The sequence below is a fragment of the Streptomyces sp. NPDC003327 genome, from assembly GCF_053589515.1.
In genome coordinates, this window is sequence record NZ_JBSFSA010000018.1 from 23,805 (window position 1) to 42,519 (window position 18,715).

Annotated in this window: 11 protein-coding genes; 9 read left to right on the forward strand and 2 right to left on the reverse strand. The window is 72.2% G+C overall.

The window, feature by feature from the left end; translation table 11 throughout:
- Positions 1-1,059 precede the first annotated feature (1,059 nt).
- From ACWDVG_RS16890 to ACWDVG_RS16925, 8 genes are all read left to right on the forward strand, one after another.
- On the forward strand, positions 1,060-3,315 hold the full coding sequence (locus tag ACWDVG_RS16890; RefSeq protein ID WP_451699968.1) for a hypothetical protein: 2,256 nt from the start codon (positions 1,060-1,062) through the stop codon (positions 3,313-3,315).
- Between the two features lie 115 nt (positions 3,316-3,430).
- A complete protein-coding gene (locus ACWDVG_RS16895; protein WP_451699969.1) occupies positions 3,431-9,610 on the forward strand; it encodes a hypothetical protein in 6,180 nt (2,059 codons plus the stop codon).
- A gap of 646 nt (positions 9,611-10,256) precedes the next feature.
- Positions 10,257-11,192, forward strand: a complete 936-nt coding sequence (locus ACWDVG_RS16900; protein WP_451699970.1) for a TauD/TfdA dioxygenase family protein — start codon at positions 10,257-10,259, stop codon at positions 11,190-11,192.
- Positions 11,193-11,214: 22 nt separating this feature from the next.
- A complete protein-coding gene (gene ssuE, locus ACWDVG_RS16905) occupies positions 11,215-11,772 on the forward strand; it encodes an NADPH-dependent FMN reductase (RefSeq protein WP_451699971.1) in 558 nt (185 codons plus the stop codon).
- 25 nt (positions 11,773-11,797) lie between these two features.
- Positions 11,798-12,835 carry an ABC transporter substrate-binding protein gene (locus tag ACWDVG_RS16910; RefSeq protein WP_451699972.1) on the forward strand — a complete coding sequence of 346 codons (1,038 nt, stop codon included), beginning with the start codon at positions 11,798-11,800 and terminating at the stop codon, positions 12,833-12,835.
- 5 nt (positions 12,836-12,840) lie between these two features.
- Positions 12,841-13,665, forward strand: coding sequence for an ABC transporter ATP-binding protein (locus tag ACWDVG_RS16915; protein ID WP_451699973.1), 825 nt, complete (start codon positions 12,841-12,843; stop codon positions 13,663-13,665).
- Complete coding sequence (locus ACWDVG_RS16920; RefSeq protein WP_451699974.1) at positions 13,662-14,675, forward strand: ABC transporter permease; 1,014 nt, start codon at positions 13,662-13,664, stop codon at positions 14,673-14,675. The genes ACWDVG_RS16915 and ACWDVG_RS16920 overlap by 4 nt, the downstream gene beginning before the upstream one ends.
- 105 nt (positions 14,676-14,780) lie before the next feature.
- A complete protein-coding gene (locus ACWDVG_RS16925; protein WP_451699976.1) occupies positions 14,781-16,133 on the forward strand; it encodes an LLM class flavin-dependent oxidoreductase in 1,353 nt (450 codons plus the stop codon).
- Between the two features lie 72 nt (positions 16,134-16,205).
- Here ACWDVG_RS16925 and ACWDVG_RS16930 read toward each other — a convergent pair whose 3' ends face one another.
- Both ACWDVG_RS16930 and ACWDVG_RS16935 read right to left on the reverse strand, forming a co-directional pair.
- Positions 16,206-16,847 (reverse strand): hypothetical protein, encoded by a 642-nt coding sequence (locus tag ACWDVG_RS16930; RefSeq protein ID WP_451699977.1) that lies wholly within the window; start codon positions 16,845-16,847, stop codon positions 16,206-16,208.
- A gap of 47 nt (positions 16,848-16,894) precedes the next feature.
- A complete protein-coding gene (locus ACWDVG_RS16935; RefSeq protein WP_451699978.1) occupies positions 16,895-17,383 on the reverse strand; it encodes a DUF1269 domain-containing protein in 489 nt (162 codons plus the stop codon).
- A gap of 349 nt (positions 17,384-17,732) precedes the next feature.
- Here ACWDVG_RS16935 and ACWDVG_RS16940 point away from each other — a divergent pair, with 349 nt between their 5' ends.
- A complete protein-coding gene (locus ACWDVG_RS16940; RefSeq protein WP_451699979.1) occupies positions 17,733-18,689 on the forward strand; it encodes an ion transporter in 957 nt (318 codons plus the stop codon).
- Positions 18,690-18,715 lie beyond the last annotated feature (26 nt).

Genomic DNA, 18,715 nt, shown 5'->3' on the forward strand with positions numbered 1-18,715 from the left:
CGGTCACCGTCCCGGCCGCGCCTCACAGACGGCACGTAGCGCACGTCATGCGCATCGCTCGTGCGCCCGTTTTGGGTCGAGCACGTCTCTGAACTGTTCTGTTTCGGCCGCATGCTTGGGGTGACTCGCCATGTCGAGTGCATGGCGATTCTGGAGCCAGCGAGTTAAGGATCTGACCTGGGTTCTTGTTGGTTGGAAATGCTGGCGCGAGAGGTGTGGCGGAGCTCGTCGGACTCTCTTTGCGCAGCCAGACCCGGAAGGGAGCCGCCTCTCCCGCCTTCGTGTCGGTCAGCGTCACGCAGTCCGGCCCGCGGACCATGGCGGTGCGGTCGTACGCGTCCTTCCTGGGGTTGGTCACTTCACGTACCGGACGGTCACTGGAAGCTGCTGGAGGGTCAAGAGCGTCTACCAGTACGCCGCGGCTTCCCTGTCTTTGAGGACGATCTCCAGCCTGCACCTGAGGGCATGATGCGGTTGAGTAGCCGGTGATCCGCAACGGACGGTCTTCCCGGAACCCGGACACCTCTTGTCCGACGGGGTGGCCATGGAGCCTCTGACCGTGAAAGTACTCCGCTGAGAGGACGGCGTGCGAGCAGAACGGATCATTGCTCGGATGCACAGCCTTCGCCGGACAGAACCAGCGGCTCGCGCTGTGGCTGACCGCGCCCTATCCCGATCGAAGACCCTGACCGCGGAATCGGATCGCAGTACGGGCCCCCGCGCTGTCCGACTGAAGGCGACGCATGACGGGGCCGGTGAAACGGGCCGGAAGGGCGCGGCTTTGCGAGTGCGAGGGCTTTGGCGGACGGGCATCGCGGACGTTCGGCGGACGCCTGGAAGGCGCTCTGCCGCTTGTGCCGCCGAGAGCGATCCGCGCGTGCGGCCGACGGGCGGGAAGCTGCGATCGCAAAGTGGGGAAAGTGCCACAGGAACGCTGCGCCCGGGCGTAGTCTGCGGGCATTACCGCAGGTGGGTCGGGGTGGCCCGGAGTGCGGCGGAGGTGCCATGGGTGGGGACCCGTACGTGTCAGCAACGGTCGGCGAGCAGGATGGGACGGGGGTGCCCGATCCCTACGGGGAGCAGCCTCTGCTGACCTCCGCCATGGCGAAGGGCCATGACGCCACACCGTACGGGGACCGGAAGCTGCTGCTGCGCTACCTCGAGGCGGTGGTCGCCGCCCGTCGGACGCCCGTGCACACCGCCGTCGCCTTCAACGCCGCGTACTTCGGATACGACCTCGGGGGTGACGGGTACGGCGGCAGCCCGCTGCGGCTCGACGACTTTCCTGTGATCACCCTCGGCGGGCGCGCTCCCGTGCTGCCGGTCGGTGCCATGGTGTGCGTGGCCACAGGATCCGACCCGATCTTCGCGGAGATCGTCCACCGAGAGGGCGTCCACCCGGAGGTGGGAGCGCTGGGGGACGTGCCGGCCTGGGTGTCCGGGGCGCCCGCAGGCGCCCGGGGGCCAGGCACGCCGGGCACCGATGCCGCTCCCCGGCGAAAGGAACTCCTCGTCCCGGACGTCCATGCCTTCGGTCCTGCCCTGAGCCTGTCGCCGGCCCAGCTCCACCGCTTACGCACGCGCCGGCGCTGGATCAACGAGGACGGGCACGTCGTCGTCGACGTCTGCTATCCGTCCCCCGAAGCGGCACGGCGCGACGACCTGACGGCCTACGCCGACCATCTCCTGACCACGGCTCGGGAACAGCTGCTCAGCCCCTTCGTTCCCGTGTCCCTCGCCGAACTCGTGGGAGGCACGAGCGACGAGGAGCTGCGCGTGGGGCTGCTCGGCCTGCTCGACACCGTACGTGGCGTCCTCGGCTCCAGCACCTCCCTGCGCACATGGGGCCACTACGCCGTGACCCGGACCTCCCTCGCGGAGTGCTGGAGCGACGCCGGCCCACTGGGCGGCGACGACCTCAGGGCCCTCGCCGCCGCGGTGGAACACGCGGCCACACCGGCGAGGCGGCGCCACGGCCTCACCACCCCGGTCACGGTCTACACGGCGGTCGGACCGAGGCTCCGCCAGTTCCCCGGTGCGACGGAGCTGTTGAAGGGCGTGGGGTACGCGGCGGCCGTCTGCCGGGCGAACCTGACGCTCGCCGACGTCGTCCGAGGGGACAGCGATCACGGGCTGTTCGAGAACGGCTCCCGGATCACGCTCGACGACGCCTTCGAGAGCGGAGGAGTCTGGCGGTCTCACCATCCCGGCGGTGTCGAAGCGCCCGCGGACCCCCTCACCCCGGCCGGGCGTGGCTGGGCGTCGACCCTTCCCGCGCCGCCGGAGCCGGACGCGCGGCCACGGCCGGTAGCACCGGAAGCAGACGTCACGCCGATCGACCTTCCCCTCGCCGACGACGCAACCCTCGGTCCCGCCGAACTCCTCCGGAACGACGCGACGGAGATCGCCTGGCGCGCCCCCCTGCGACTGCCCCACCTCATCGGCGGCTGGTTCCCCCTGCATCCGCACGCCGCCCGCGCACTCGTCCTGTCCCACGGACCGCGCCTCACCTCGCGCCTCGTTCTCGACCACACCGGTCCTCTCCCGCGCGAACACGCGGTCCAGGACGTCGCGGCCGAACTCGACGGGGACACCGGTCGTCTGGCGGGCGTTCACTGGCCCCGCGACTTCTTCCCGGGGCTGATGCTCGAGTTGCGCTGGCTCCGCGGCGACACGGTGATCCGAGCGGCCACGACCCCGCTCACGGAGCCGATGCACGTCGGCGACCGGGAGATCGAGCACTGCTACGACCCCCGCGTGCTCACCAGAGACGACGCCCCCGGCAGCGATCGCCACGGCGACAGCGCGGCCGGTCTGGGGCCCCGGCAGCTGGTGATGCGCACCGTGCGCCGCTGCGGGCTGCTCACACTGGACGGCCATGCCCTCCTGGACCGTTCGGTCCTGCCGCGCGCGGTCTACGGGCGCGAGCCGGCGCGGTCCCAGGCCGCCACGCTGGAGACGGCGGTGGCGGAGCTGCTCGCCGAGCGGCTGCTGGAGCCGGCCCTCGGCAGCAGGGACGCATGGGGCCAGCCACATCACCCGGCCCGGGACGGGCAGCCGACCATCCCGCTCATCGGCTACCGCCCCCTCACGCGACGGGTGATACGCCCCTGGGGCGGTGCGGACCCGGACGGCGCCGGTCTACTCCCCCTCCAGTTCGTCGCGGGGCACTTGCGACGCCTCCGGCCGGGCTGCTCGCCCAGCGAGGCGCAGCGAGCGGCCTTCCGTGAACACTGCCGTCGGCTCGGCAAGGCGGACGGCTGGGAACTGCCCTACGGCTACACGTTCGTCATCGAGCACACACGGGGTTGCTGACCCGCGCCTCCACCGGCTTTCTCTTCTTCTTGCCCGTCTCGTTCGTCCTTCCCTGGCTTCTCGGCGTCGAGCGAGCCGACCGCGCAGTACCACCGCAGAAACGGAGTAGGCGTCCATGCACGACCTCTACCACGTCATCACGGGGCCGCCGCTGTCCCCGCCGACCGTCTCGGCCGAGGACCTCAAGGGGCTGGCCGCCGCGCTCAACGCCCTGAAACACCCGGTCGACGCCGCCCTGAGCGAACTCACGGTCGACATGGTGGAACTCGCCTTCAACTCCCTGACGCCCAAGGAGCGGCAGAAACTGCTCGGCAGCCTGGGGATCCGCATGGCGGCCCCTCGACGTGCGGGCAGGGCCCTTTGCCAGGACGTCCTCTCCCGCCTGCGGCGCGAGGCCCGGCAGCACAACTCGACCTACGGCATCAGGGGCCTCACGCCCAACGTGTTGAACCAGATCGCCGCGGTCGCCTTTCCCCGTGGCGGCACGACCTTGCCCGATCCCGTGTCCCGCTGGGGCGCGACACTCCTCCGGGTCACGGTGTTCGCGTGGTGCAACGCCTCCGTCGCCGACGCCTACCTCCTCACCTGGGCGGCCGCACACGACTGGTTCACGGGGAGGGCCGACGGAGAGGAGGCCGCACGCTTGGCTGCCGTGGCCGACGAGGCTCGGTCCGTCGTGGCGGCCAACCCGGGCTTCAAGGGCATACCGGAAGACGCCGATCGGCTGCCCACCGGGGGGAGGAAGGACGACGCTCCCGCCGCCGTCGGCAGGACGGGCGATGAGGCTGACGCTTCCGAGGGCGTCGCATGGGACACCGGCGCCCCGCACGACCTGTCGGTGACCGCCCCCGCCACTCCCGCCGGCCAGGAGACGGATCCGGAGGAGGCCTGCCGGCACCTGCAGTCGGCCCTCGCGGCGGCCGGGCACGCCGCGGAGAACGTGACGCGCACGGTGGCGGACGGCCGCCCTCCGCAAGGCGAGGACCTCGCCGCGTTGGGCGCGCTGGGCGTCGCCTTCGACAGCGCCGACGCGGCGTTCCGCGCGGCGGGGATGAAAGGGGTGCCCCGTCGGCTCGAGGACATGACGCAGGCCGCGCGCGAGTACCGCGGAGCGCGCGACCGCGACCGCCGGGCACGGGAGACGCTGCGGGACTTGGTGGAGGTCGCGGGCCGGCCCGACAGCCCCGCCTCCTTCGCCGCCGAGGCCGTACGAGGAGCGGCCCGCCGTCTGCTGGACGCCGTGGTGTGGGAGCAGCCCCAACGGGAGGAAGCCGCCGCGCTTGCCGACCTGGCACGGCTGATCCGGGAGGGGCGCCAGGCCTACGCGGCGACGGAGATCCTGGCGCTGCAAGACAGGATGGTGCGGGTTCTGCCCGCGTGCGCCATGGCGGTGGTCATGGCCCCCGAGCTGGTGCTGCAGACGCGGCCGGAGGAGGACTTCCTCGACCCGGCCGCGGACGGCGCGGAGGCCCAGGCCCCCGCGGACGAGGGCAGCACCGAAGGCGGGGTCGGAGGAGCGGACGAGCGTGCCGTGGGCGGGACGACCTCCGAGCTCGGGGAACCCGTCGTCGGGCAGGCGGACGAGAGCCTGGCGGACGACCCCGGCGGCCACGCCCCCGAGACGCCGGAATCCGGTTCGCCCGCCGCCGACGCCACGTCGGCCAGGAGGCGCACCGACGGGGACTCGGCCCTGACGCCCGCCGACGAGCCGGCCGCGACGCCGGCCGACGAACGGCTGGCAGTGGCCGTGCAGCCGGAGACCGACCTTCCGTCCGTGCTCGCCCCGGAGCCCGCCCCCGCCGCGACCGTGTCGCACGACGAGGAAACGCGGCGCCCGCCGCAGACCCCGAACGGCCTCGCCCCCGCCACCACCGAGGAGAACTCCGACGAGGTCGTGGTGGAGCAGGCGCTGACGCGGCTGGTCGTGGAGCGGCGCTTCGGGCTCGCCCACCGCGTGGCGCACGCCGCCGGACACCCCGAGCCGCAGGTGGCCGCGCTTCACCTGGCCGGCGCCGCCGGGCTGCTGACGTCCGGTGACAGCCAGAGCGCCCGGCTGACCGCCGACCTGCTCCAGCGGTACGGCGGACACGCCGGCCGCGACGCGGAAGGCAGCGAATTCCTTCTGTTGCCCGCCCTGCTGCGCACAGCGCTGATCACCGGAGACCACCTGGCGGGTGCCCAGCTGAAGGCCCTGGCGCCCCGGCTGCCGGAGCGGCTGGCCGAGGCGGCGACCGCGGTCGCCGACCGTACCCTCAGCGGCGCCCTGATGATGGCCTCGCCCCTGGTGGTGAGCGCCGACGTCTCCGGGGCGGAGGCACGGCTGCGGGACCTGCTGGAGCAGTGTCGTGTCCTGCTCGTACCGCCGAGGCTCCGGTTCGCGCGGGCGACGGAGATCGCCAAGCGCTGGCTGGCCGACGACGGGCTCCTCGGGTCGCTGCTCACGACCGTGGTCGCCGACCAGCGCGACGGGGCGGCACGGGTGCGCGAGCAGGCGGAGCGCCTGTCGAAGCTGCCCGAGGTCAGCAACGAAATCGACCGGATGGACCGCAAGCACCGCTCGCCCAGCGGCAAGCCGCTTCAGGGCTCCGGGCGACAGGACCTGGTGCATCTCGTGGAACGAGCCGTCGGCCTGGCCAAGGAGTGGTGCCTGGCGGTCGACACCATCCGCCGCGGCGACCGCTCGGACGGCAACCGCGCAGTCAAAGAGATCTCTTCCCTGCGCCGGTCCCTGCTGGACGGTCGGGAGGCGACACTGGCCGAACTGGAGCAGCTGGCCCGGAACTCCGGCGCGGTCAACGCCGCGACTGCGTGGGCGGCGCGCGCCTCGGTGGAGGAGCTGTTCGCCCTGTTGGCCGGTGACGCCGCGCCCGCGCGTCCCGGGAGTCCGGTGGATCCCGAACTCGTACTGGACGCGGAACTGCTGAAGGTCCGCGACCGCCGAGACGAGCGCCCGTCGCTCGACGAGCTGCTCGCCGCGGTCGACCGGACCTGGCAGGACGGCCTTGCCGAACGGCTCGACCGCGACGCCTTCGCCGCGGCTCGCACGCTCGTCGAGTTGGCCGGACACGGGCTGCTGCCGGGAGTGCAGGCCGAGGGGTTCACCCCGCCCCCCGTGCCCGAGATCGAGTCCCGGGCGGCCGCACGGCGAACGGAGCTGCGGGGCGAGCACGACGACCTCGTCGCCGAGCTGCACCGCGCTCAGGCCGACGGCGCCGTCACCGACGACCAGGACCTGCGCCTCCAGGAACTCCTCGCCGACGCCAAGGACCGGCTCGACGACACCGCCGCGTACGACCTCGTGGACGTACGGCGGGCGCTGGACACCGTACGCAACGACCTCCCCGCCTTCCGGCAGCAGGCGTCGGACCGGATCCGAGCCCGGCTCGACGCCCTGGAACCCACAGAGGCGCTGCGCGCGCAGGTCCTGCGGCACCTGGACACCGGCGGTCTTGCCACGGCAGCGGACCTGGTGTACTTCCTGGAGATCGGCGAGGACGTCCCGGAGATCGACGGGGGCGAGTCCCACCTGACCGAGTTCTTCCCGGCCGTGCCCGACGGACTGCCCAAGGGCATCGACCGCGCCCTCGTCGGCCTCGTGCGGTGCGGCGGAACGCATCCGGACGTCCCCGTCCTGGAGTACGGTGCGCTGTCGACCGACGAGGCGGCCCTGGCCGCGGACGCCCTGGAGGAGTGGCGCGAGCTGGGCGCCACCGAACCGAAGGACCGGCTCGAAGTATCGGCGCGGCGGCAGCTGCTCCCGGCCCTCAAACTCCTCGGTTACGACGCCAAGAGCGCCAAGCCGCTGGACGAGAAGTCGCACCGGCGACGCGAGTACCGCCTCTTCGAAGTGACGGAGGTGGAGATCAACGGCCGGGCGAAGGCCCCCGCGTTCGGATCGGAGATCCGGGAGCAGGGCGGCAGTCTCCGCGTGCTGATGGTCTGGGGCCGCCCGTCCGCCAAGTACGTGATGAGCCTGGCGGAGGGCGACACCAGCGGTGCGAGCCTCCTGGTCCTCTACTTCGGCACCCTGAGCCGTGAGGCCCGCGTCGAACTCGCCGTCGGGTCGGCCCGGTTGCAGCCGATGCTGGTCGTGGACGACGCCGCCCTGGCCTATCTCGCGGCACGGGGGAACCGGCAGGTCAGCACGGCCACCCAGACCCTGCTGCCGTTCTCGGGCGTCAACCCCTACATCCGGGAGAAGCGTGGCCGGATCGGCCGCGAGATGTTCTACGGACGGGACGTCGAGCGCAAGAGCGTTCTCGACCGGAGCGGCACCCAGGTCATCTTCGGCGGCCGGGGACTCGGCAAGTCCGCCCTGCTCAGTGACGCCGGGGAGCGGTTCGAGGAGCAGCGCCCGGGCTACCAGCTGGCGGTGTACGTGAACCTCGACCAGGAGAACATCGGCAAGGGCAGCTCGCTGGGCCCTGAGGCGCTGTGGAGTGTCCTCGACCAGAAGCTCAGGGCGTCGGAGGTACTGGGCGGGCAGCCGAGCCGCAAGTCGGGGAAGGACATTTCCGAACGGGTGCGCGCGGGCATCCGCGCCTGGCTCGACGGCGACTCCCGTCGGCGGCTGCTGGTCCTGCTCGACGAGTGCGACCAGTTCTTCGAGGCCGACGCCCCCCGCTTCGACCAGACCAAGAAGCTCAAGGGCCTGGGGTCCGACACGAAGGACCGTGCCAAGGTCGTCTTCGCTGGCCTGCACTCCGTACAGCGGTTCTCCAAGCTTGCCAGCAACGGGCCGTTCGGTCATCTCGCGCAGACCCCGAAGGTGATCGGCCCGCTCGCACCCCAGTCCGCCGCCGAACTGCTGGTCGACCCCATGCGGGCGCTCGGCTTCGAGTTCCAGGACGTGGACCTCGTCAACCGGGTCCTCGGCTACTGCTCCTACCAGCCGTTCCTCCTCCAGATGTTCGGTCACCGACTGGTCGAGGTGATGCACCGCAAGCGGGCGCGGCGCGGTGTCGAAGGCCCTCCGTACGCGGTGGAGGGCGCCGACATCGAGGTCGTCGAGTCGGACAGCGGCCTCAGGGACGGCATCTCGGCGGCGTTCAAGGACACCCTGAGCCTCGACCATCGCTACGACGTGATCGCGAACGTGCTGGCCTACCACGCGCGCCACCGCGGCCTGGAGGTGCGGCTGAGCGACGCCGAGCTGCGCGAGGAGTGCGAGACGTTCTGGCGCAAGGGCTTCGAACAGCTCGACACCGAGGGGTTCCGTGCGTATCTCTCCGAGATGGTGGGCCTCGGTGTGCTCGCCCCCAACCACGACGGCCAGGGCTGGCACCTGCGGGGCCCGAACGCCCTGCGCATGATCGGCACCTCTCACGAGGTGGACGCCCGCCTGCTCAGGGCCGAGCAGGACTGCGAGCTCCAGGAGAGCATCGTGCAGGAGGGGCGCCCCGAGCTGCCCGACGGCCGGCCGGCCCCGCTCACCATCACCCAGCTCGACGACCTCCTCGGCGAGCGGTCCAACCAGACGAGGGTCGTCCTCGGGAGCACGGCGACCGGTGTCCGCGACGTGGGCGACACCCTCCGTACGGTTGCCGGGCGGATCGCGGACTGGACGCTGCCCCCGGTCGGCAAGCCCAGTGTCTACAAGCAGGAACTCACCGGCGGGCGCCCGCGCGAGCGTCGTGTCGTCATCAGCGACTTCGCCCGTTACCCGGACGCCCGGCCCGAGGCGCCCCGACAGGCCGTGGATCTCGCCGACACGCTGCTGCCCGTCACGCCGGGGGTCACCCGGGCGGTCGTCGTGGTGACGGACCCCTCCCAGCTGGGCCTGTGGCGCCCCCTGTTGACGGGCTCCGAAACCACCTCGGCCGCACCCGTGGTGCTGCGCCGGCACGACCGCCGCAGTCTGCGCGGCTGGGCGCAGCGGGTCGAGAAGTTTCACACGGAGGACCGTCTGGACCGGCTCCACGAGCTGACCGGAGGCTGGCCGGCCCTGGTCGACCGGGCCCACCGTCTCCACGGCGAACTGGGTGATCCGGACGCGGTGCTGAACCGGCTGGCCGACCTGTGCGGGGACCGGAGCCGGGCCCGCGCCTTCGCCGAGGCGACCGGCGTGTACGCGGACCCGTTGCTCGTGACCGGGTACCGGGCCCTCGCCGAGGAGTTCCCGGACGATCCGTTCGACAGGGAGAGCGCGGTGACCGCCGTGGCCGTCCGGATCGAGGACGAGGAGGAAGCCCGCTGGATCGTGACCTGTCTCGACGCCCTGCAGGTCTTCGACCACGAGGGGAGCCACGTGCGCCTGGAACCGCTGCTCCGGAGGTGCGTGCTGTCCGAGGACTGACAGGGAAGCAGCGCCGGCCTCCGGTCCGGCGCTGACCTCCCCGATCGCCTCCGAATCTGGGGCACGGGCCGCATGTCCTGGGGGGCAAGTACATGGACTTCCTAGGCAGACAGGTGCGTCTACCGTCCGTCCCTCATTGCCGCAGCCGCAGCCGCCCCCGATCGCCCGCACGGGTGCCCTGTCGCCGCTCCGTGGCACTCGCCAGAGACTGGATCAGGCCGGCGGCAGCCGCGCCGTGGGCGGCGGCGTGGCGGGGGCGTTGCGGGGGCGTGAAATTCAGCCACGGGTTTCGGCCGACCCGGGGCGGCAAAAGGGCAGGTCGGCGGGGGTGGGCGGGGAGCGGGGCGGGTGGGGGCGGGGGTTGACCCGGGGTGGGGGCGCTGAGACGCTCCGGGACATGTCCGCGAACGAACGTCTCGTCCCGCGGCTCCACACCCCCGGCCCCCGTACCGCGCCGGGCGCGTGTCCGGGCCGCTGCCAGGCCTGAGCACGGTCTGATCGCTCGTCCCGACCGCCGGGGCCGCGCCGCGCCCGAGAGGCCGCGCTGCCGCGTCCGCCGTACGGGACCACTCCGCTCCGCTTTTCCTTCCCCACCCGTTTGCCCTCACCGCGGCGGGTGTCTCATCCGTACCCCCAGGGAGCTCCCATGGCCACCGCTACCACCCCCCTGCCCACGATCACCAAGATCGGCGGCCGCATCGGCGCCGAGATCGGCGGCGTCCGCCTCGGCGGCGACCTCCCCACGGAGACCGTCGCCGCGGTCCGGGCCGCGCTGCTCGCCCACAAGGTCGTCTTCTTCCGCGACCAGGGCCACCTCGACGAGGCCGCGCACGAGGCCTTCGCCCGGCTGCTCGGCACGCCCGTCGCGCACCCCACCGTCCCCTCCGCGGACGGGCGTTACGCCCTCGGCATCGACTCCCACCACGGTGCCCGCGCCAACCAGTGGCACACCGACGTCACCTTCGTCCCCGCCTACCCGGCCTTCTCCGTCCTCCGTGCCGTCACCGTCCCCCCGTACGGCGGCAACACCCTCTGGGCCAACACGGCCACCGCCTACGCCGGTCTCCCCGAGCCCCTGCGCGCCCTCGCCGACAGCCTGCGCGCGCTGCACTCCAACGAGTACGACTACGCCGCCCTCCGTCCCGACGCGCTGCCGGAGGCGCTGGCGCAGTACCGCGAGGTGTTCACCTCCACCTCGTTCCTCACGGAACACCCGGTGGTCCGCGTGCACCCCGAGACCGGCGAACCCTCCCTGCTGCTCGGCAACTTCGTCCAGCGCATCGTCGGCCTCACCGGCCGCGACTCGCGCGCCCTGCTCGACCTCTTCCAGGCGCACATCGAGCGCCCCGAGAACACCGTGCGCTGGCAGTGGCGGGCGGGCGACGTCGCGATCTGGGACAACCGCGCCACCCAGCACTACGGCGTGGACGACTCCGACGAGCACGAGCGCACCCTGCGCCGCGTGACGGTCGACGGGGACGTCCCGGTCGGGCCCGACGGCGTGCCGTCCCGACTGATCAGCCCCGAGAGCGTTCCGGACCCCGCCTTCGGCATCGCCTCCGGAGCTTCGACCGCCGTCTGACCCTGCCGCAAGGAGCCCCTTCGTGCCCAGCCTGCTCGCCCTCACCGGAAGCCCCTCCGCCCACTCCCGTACCGCCGTCGTCGCCGACCACGTGGTGCGCCGCCTGGCGCACTCCGGCTTCGAGACCGCGCACCTCTCCGTACGCGACCTGCCCGCCGCCGACCTGCTCTCCGGGCGCCGCGACGAGCCGGCCGTCCGCCGGGCGCTCGAAGCCGTCGCCGAGGCCGACGGCCTGGTCGTCGCGACCCCCGTCTACAAGGCCTCGTACACCGGCCTCCTCAAGGCCTTCCTCGACCTGCTCCCGCAGGACGGGCTCGCCGGAAAGACGATCCTGCCCCTGGCCACCGGCGGCAGCCTCGCACACGTCCTGACCATCGACTACGCCCTGCGCCCCGTGCTCGCCGCGCTCGGCGCCCGGCACGTCACGGCGGGCCGGTTCGTCCTCGACTCCTCCGTCGAGCGCGGCAGCGGCCCCGACCGGCTGCGGCCCGAGGCGGAACTGGACCTCTACCAGGCCGTCGACGAGTTCGCCGACGCCCTGCGGTCCGCCCCCGCCGCAGCGCTCACCGCCACCCCGTAACCCCCCGTACCGACAAGGAACCGTCATGGCCGCAGCCTTCACCCCGACCACCACCTCCCGTCGCCAGTTCCTCACCCTGCTCGGCATCTCGGCGGCCGCGGTGAGCTGCGGCACAGCCACCGCCGGCGGCGGATCGGGCTCCGGCGCGCAGATCAGGACCCTGAAGTACCAGGGCGCGGTCGGCGCGGTCACCCTCCCCGAACTCGCCGCCGACCTCGGCTACTTCGGAGACGTCAGACTCGAATGGGTCGGCAACACCATCAGCGGTCCGCAGGACATCCAGTCCGCCGCCACCGGCCAGACGCACTTCGGCAGTGCCTTCAACGGCGCGGTCATCAAACTCGCCGCGGGCAACGCCCCCATCAAGGCCGTCATCTCGTCCTACGGCTCCGACCGGCACTCCTACGCCGGTTACTACGTCCTGGAGGACAGCCCGATCCGCTCCGCCCGCGACCTGATCGGCAAGAAGGTCGGAATGAACACCCTGGGCGCGCACTACCAGGCGCTGCTCGATCTCTACCTCAGCCGCAACGGGCTCTCCAAGGACGACGCGGAGAAGGTCGAACCGCTCGTGGTGCCGCCGGTCAACACCGAGCAGGCGCTCCGCCAGGGGCAGATCGAGGTCGGCGTGCTCACCGGGATCCTGCGCGACAAGGCCGTCGCGGGCGGCGGCATCCGCCCGCTGTTCACCGACGTCGAGCTCCTCGGGCCGTTCAGCGCGGGCACCTACATCATGACCGAGCGCTTCATCAAGCAGAACCCGGACACCGTACGCACCTTCACGACCGGCGTGGCCAAGGCCATCGAGTGGTCCCGCACCACCCCGCGCGACCAGGTCGTCGCGCGGATGACGGAGATCGTCAGGAAGCGCGGCCGCAACGAGGACACCAGCGCCCTGCGGTACTGGCGCTCCTACGGGATCGCCGAGCCGGGGGGCCGGATACCCGACAAGGAGTTCCAGCTCTGGCTCGACTGGCTCGGTGAGCGCGGCGAGATCGAGAAGGGGCGGTTCAAGCCGTCCGACCTCTACACCAACGAGTTCAACGGGTACGGGAAGGGCTGACCGGCATGGCGAAGATCGTGTTCGAGGCGGTGACGAAGACCTTCCCGGCGAAGGGAAGGCGGAACAAGGAGGAGTTCACGGCGCTCGACGGCGTCGACCTGGAGATCGAGGCCGGGGAGTTCGTCGTCGTGGTCGGCCCCAGCGGGTGCGGGAAGTCCACCCTCCTGGACCTCCTCGGCGGCCTGTCCCGGCCCGCGTCCGGCCGGATCCTGCTCGACGGCGAGCCGGTCACCGGGCCCGGACTCGACCGGGGCATCGTCTTCCAGCAGTACGCGCTGCTGCCCTGGCGGACGGCGCTCGGAAACGTCGAGTTCGGCCTGGAGGCGACCGGCGTACCGAGACGCCAACGGGGCGACCGGGCACGTGAGTTCCTGGAACTGGTCGGACTCGCCGGATTCGAGGACCGTTACCCGCACGAGCTCTCGGGGGGCATGCGCCAGCGCGTCGCGATCGCCCGCTCCCTGGCGTACGACCCGGACGTGCTGCTGATGGACGAGCCGTTCGCCGCACTCGACGCCCAGACCAGGGAGTCGCTCCAGGACGAGCTGCGCCGCATCTGGCAGCGCACGGGCAAGACGGTCGTCTTCATCACCCACGGCATCGAGGAGGCGGTCTACCTCGGCCAGAAGGTGGCCGTCATGACCTCCCGCCCCGGACGCATCAAGGAGGTCGTTCCCCTCTCCTTCGGGGAGGCCCGCACCGCCGGGCTCTTGGGCGAGGACCTGCGATCCAGCCCGGAGTTCGCCCGCTATCGCCACGAGATCTGGACCCTGCTCCACGACGAGGTGGCGCGCGCCCAGCAACTGGAGAAGGAGGAGGCCGCCGTATGACCACCGACACCACCACCCTCGCGAGCACCCCGGGTCCCACCGTCCCGGCCCGGCCCGGAAAGGACGCCCGCACTCCGGCTTCGCCCGGGGGCCCGACGGCCGATGACCCGCGCACGGCCCCGGCCCCGGCCCCGACGGCCGATGATCCACGCACGGCCACGGCCACGGCTCCGGCCACCGCCCCGGCCACCGCCCCGACCCCGGCCCCGGCCCCGGCGGCCTTGCGCGTCCGGCCGCGCGTCACGGCACTGCTGCGCGGACTGAGGGCCGCAGGCCTGCGCTCGGTCGCCCTGCTCGCCCTGCTCGCCGTCTGGGAGGTCGCACCCCGGATCGGCCTGGTCGACGCCACCTTCCTGCCGCCCGTCAGCGTGGTCGGCGGGGCCTGGTGGGAACTGCTGGGCAACGGCCAGCTCGTCCAGCACGCCTCGGCCAGCCTGACCCGCTCCCTCGGCGGCTTCGGGATCGCCGTGGCCGTCGCCGTCCCGCTCGGCCTGCTCATCGGCTGGTACCGGCCCGTGGCCGCGCTCCTCGGCCCCCTCCTGGAGGTCTTCCGGAACACCGCCGCGCTCGCCCTGCTGCCGGTCTTCGTGCTGCTGCTCGGCATCGGGGAGACCTCGAAGGTCTCCATCGTCGTCTACGCCTGCGTGTGGCCGATCCTGCTGAACACCATCAGCGCCGTCGGCAACGCCGACCCCACCCTGGTCAAGCTGGGGCGCTCGATGAACCTCTCCACCCCGAGGCTCTTCCAGAAGGTGATCCTCCCGGCCTCCGTTCCGGCCGTCTTCACCGGCATCCGGCTCGCCGGGGCCGTGTCCATCCTCGTCCTCGTGGCCGCCGAGATGATCGGCGCCAAGGCGGGCCTCGGGTACCTGATCAACGCCTCGCAGTTCAACTTCGCGATCCCGCAGATGTACGCGGGCATCATCACGATCTCGGCCGTCGGCGTGGCCTTCAACCAGCTGCTGGTCACGATCGAACGCCGTCTCAGCCTCTGGCGCGTCCCGGCCTGAGCCGCTCGCTCCACGGCGTCGCGCGCCGCAGCAGCGCTCGCCGGACAACCACGACCCGGGCCCCGGACGGCCACCGTCTCGCCCACCGACATCCCAGGACCGGACATGACCGCATCCCGCACCCTGCACCTCAACGCGTTCCTCATGAACGCCGGACACCACGACGCCGCCTGGCGTCACCCCGACAGCAGCCCCGAACGCGTCACCGACGTGCGGTACTTCCAGGAGCTGGCCCGCACCGCCGAGCGCGGAAAGCTCGACTCGATCTTCTTCGCCGACGGGGTCGCCCTCTGGGGCAAGGCCCGCCACAACGCCCTCGGCGGCTTCGAGCCGCTCACCCTGCTCTCCGCGATCGCCGCCGTCACCGAGCACATCGGACTGATCGCCACCGTCTCCACCACGTTCAACGAGCCGTACAACCTGGCCCGGAAGTTCGCCTCCCTCGACCACATCAGCGGCGGCCGCGCCGGCTGGAACATCGTCACCTCCGGCACCGTCGACGAGGCCCGCAACTTCAACCGGGACGAGCACCTGGAGCACGCCCGCCGCTACGAGCGGGCCCGCGAGTTCCTCGACGTGGCCACCAAGCTCTGGGACAGCTGGGAGGACGACGCGATCGTCCTCGACAAGGAGCGCGGCGTCTACGCCGACACCGACAAGCTCCACCCCGCCGCCCACCGCGGGGAGCACTTCGGCGTCGCCGGACCGCTCAACGTGCCGCGTTCCCCGCAGGGGTACCCCCTGCTCGTGCAGGCAGGATCCTCCGAGGACGGCAAGGAGTTCGCCGCCCGGTACGCCGAAGCCGTCTTCACCGCCCAGCAGACCCTCGCCGACGGCCAGACCTTCTACAAGGACCTCAAGTCCCGGCTCGCCCGGTACGGCCGGGCCGAGAGCGACCTGCTCGTCCTCCCCGGCATCGCTCCCGTCATCGGGTCCACCGAGGCCGAGGCGAAGGCCCTCCAGCAGCAGCTCACCGACCTGCAGGTTCCCGAGTACGGCCTCGCCCAGCTCTCCGGCATGCTGAACGTCGACCTCACCGGCCTGCCCCTGGACGGCCCGCTGCCCGACCTCCCCGAGGAGCGGGACATCAACGGCAACAAGAGCCGCTTCACCCTCGTCGCCGAGCTCGCCCGCCGCGACGGGCTCAGTCTGCGCGAGCTGATCGCCCGCCTCGGCGCCGGCCGCGGCCACCGCACCTTCGCCGGCACCCCCGAGCAGATCGCCGGCCAACTGGAGGAGTGGTTCACGCAGGGAGCCGCCGACGGCTTCAACATCATGGCCCCCGTCCTGCCGACCGGCCTGACCGACTTCGTCGACCACGTCGTGCCGATCCTCCAGCGCCGGGGCCTCTTCCGCACCGAGTACACCGGCCGCACGCTCCGCGAGAACTACGGCCTGCCGCGTCCGGTCAACCGCTACACGCGGGACAGCGCACCGGTGAGCCGCGAGGGCTCGTGAGGTCCCGGCGGGCCCGGCGCGGCCGAGGGGTCCACGACGCACCTCGCCACTCCTGGCGAAGCGGGGTCGGGGTCAGTACCGCTGGGCCTTGGTCAGCCGCGCCGTGAGGACGGTGTCCGGCGCCGGCCGGCTGACGACCAGGGGCTGTCTGCGCTCGCCGGGAGGAAGGTCCTCCTCGCCGACGAACCGGGTCTCGACGACCTTGCCCGCCGTGTCGACGAAGTCGACCTGGACGGCGTACGAGGCCGTGTCCTGCGTCTTGTTGGTGATGGTGACGACGGCGGTCGTGGCACCGTCGTCGCCCTTGCGCGGCGTGCCCGTCAGCGCCACCTGGTCCAGGGCGTTCCCCCGGCCCCGCACGTCCTTCAGCGCGTCCTCGGCCGCGCGGCGCGAGCGTTCGATCTCGGCCCCGATCGACGCCTTGCGCGACGCCTCCCCGGCGGACGCGGACGCGGCGGCCGACGAGGCGGAGGCCCGGGCGGACTCGACGGCCTCGGAGGCCGAGGAGGCGAGTGCGGAGGGCGGGAGTCCGCCGAAGGAGTCGGTGACGGGTGGGGTCGGGCGTTCGCTGAAACCCGGTCGGCCCGTGTCGTCGCCGTCGGAGCCGCAGGCGGCGACGGTCACCGTGCCGACGGCGACGAGGACGACGGCGGCTGCCGCGCTCATGGCGCGGGAGCGGACCGGGCGGCTGAGCCGCTCGGGTGAAGGACTCACGGTCGTGTCTCCTTTGGAAGGGGGGACGGGAGGGGGCGCGCTTCGCGTCACTGCGGTCCGGCGAGCTGTTCGGCCAGATCCTTCTCGTCCTCGTCGCTGAGCGAGGTCTTGAGGACGGTGCCGCCGTGCGGCCGCATCGCCGCCGTGAACTTGTCGTCGGTGACCTTGGAGGCCATGACCACGACCGCCGCGGAGCCGGGCCGCAGCAGATGGGCCACCTGCTGACGGAACCGGTCGTCGATGCCGGACCTGCTGAGCCTGCCCATGAGACCGCCGAGGGCGGCACCCGTCAGGAGGCCGAGGGCGGGGTTGAGGAAGAGGATGCCGAAGATCGCGCCCCACATGCCGCCCGTGGCCGCGGTGGTGCCCACGACGCGGCTGTCGGAGTCGACGTGGGTGCGGCCGTTCTCGTCGACCTCCACGACCGCCAGACCGTCGAGGTGGACGACGTAGTCCCGCTGGAGTTCCCGCACCGTCTCGCAGGCCCGGCGCGCCGCGTCGCCGTGGTCGTATCCGATGACGATGAGCTCGCCCACGTCCGCCTCCTCGGTCCGACGTTCCCGCACAGGGCTGTACAGGCGAGCTTGACCCGATATCCCGGACGGTGCGACTCGGCCGGGGCCTCGGCGGGCCCGGCGGGCCTCGCGCCGCGCGGCCGGAACCAACGATCTTGGGCCGGGCGGGTTACGGATCGGGCGCCCCGACGGAGACCGGACGGACGGTCTTTCGCCGGGGCGGATGAATCGTTCACTCAATTCCGCGGCACCCCGCAGCCCAGCGGCGTGTCGGCACGTTAGGCGCGGAAGGACAAGACCCTCGTGCTGCCTGGTGTCGTCCGACCTCACCAGGACGGTGCTCGCGCGCTTCACGCTACGGAGACCCCTCATGACCACCGCCCCGGCGCCCGTCCGAGTCCGGATCGCGGCCGCCTGCCGCACCCTGACCGACGCCCCGGCCTTCTCGTTCGCCGTCCTGGCCGTGATCCTCCTCAACGCGGTGCTGCTCGGAGCCGAGACCTACCGCGGATTCGCCACCGACCACGCCGAGCAGCTGCGCTGGGCCGAGCAGGGCTGCCTCGCCTTCTTCACGGCGGAGATGCTGCTGCGGCTGCTCGCGCACGCCGACCGCCCCGGGGACTTCTGGCGCGACGGGTGGAACGTCTTCGACCTCGCCGTCGTGGCCTGCGCCTACGTGCCCTTCGTACGGGAGAACGCCACCGTCCTGCGCCTGCTGCGCCTGGTGCGGGTGCTGCGCACGGCCCGCTTCCTGCCGCAGCTCCGCGTCCTGTTCGTCGCCGTCTCGCGCAGCCTGCCGGGCACCGTCAGCTTCCTCTTCGTCGGTGCCGTGATCCTCTACGTGTACGCCATGGTCGGCTGGGTCTGCTTCGGCTCCCACGACCCGGCCCACTTCGGCTCCCTGGGCCGGGCCCTGCTCACCCTGTTCCTGCTCATGACGCTGGAGGGGCTGCAGGACGCCATCTACAACGGGCTGGCCATCTCCCGGCTGAGCCTGCTCTACTACGGCTCCTACGTCCTGCTCGCGTCGTTCGTCCTGGTCAACGTCCTCATCGGCGTCGTGCTCAACAGCCTGGACGAGGCCCGCGAGCTCGACAAGGCCGCGCTCGACGAGGCGGCCCGCGACGAGGCCGCGCTCCGGGACGGCGAGCTTCACCCCGTACCGGTGGACTCTCGGCAGCTCGCCGAGCGCATCGCCGGCATGCGCGAGGCGCTCGACGTCCTCGAACAATCCCTGACCGCCCAGCCTGCCGCCGACCGCGACCGCGACCGGGACCACGACCGGGACCACGAGCACGACCGCGAGCGCATGACCACGATCGCCTGACGGCGTTCGCCCGACGACGGTGCGGC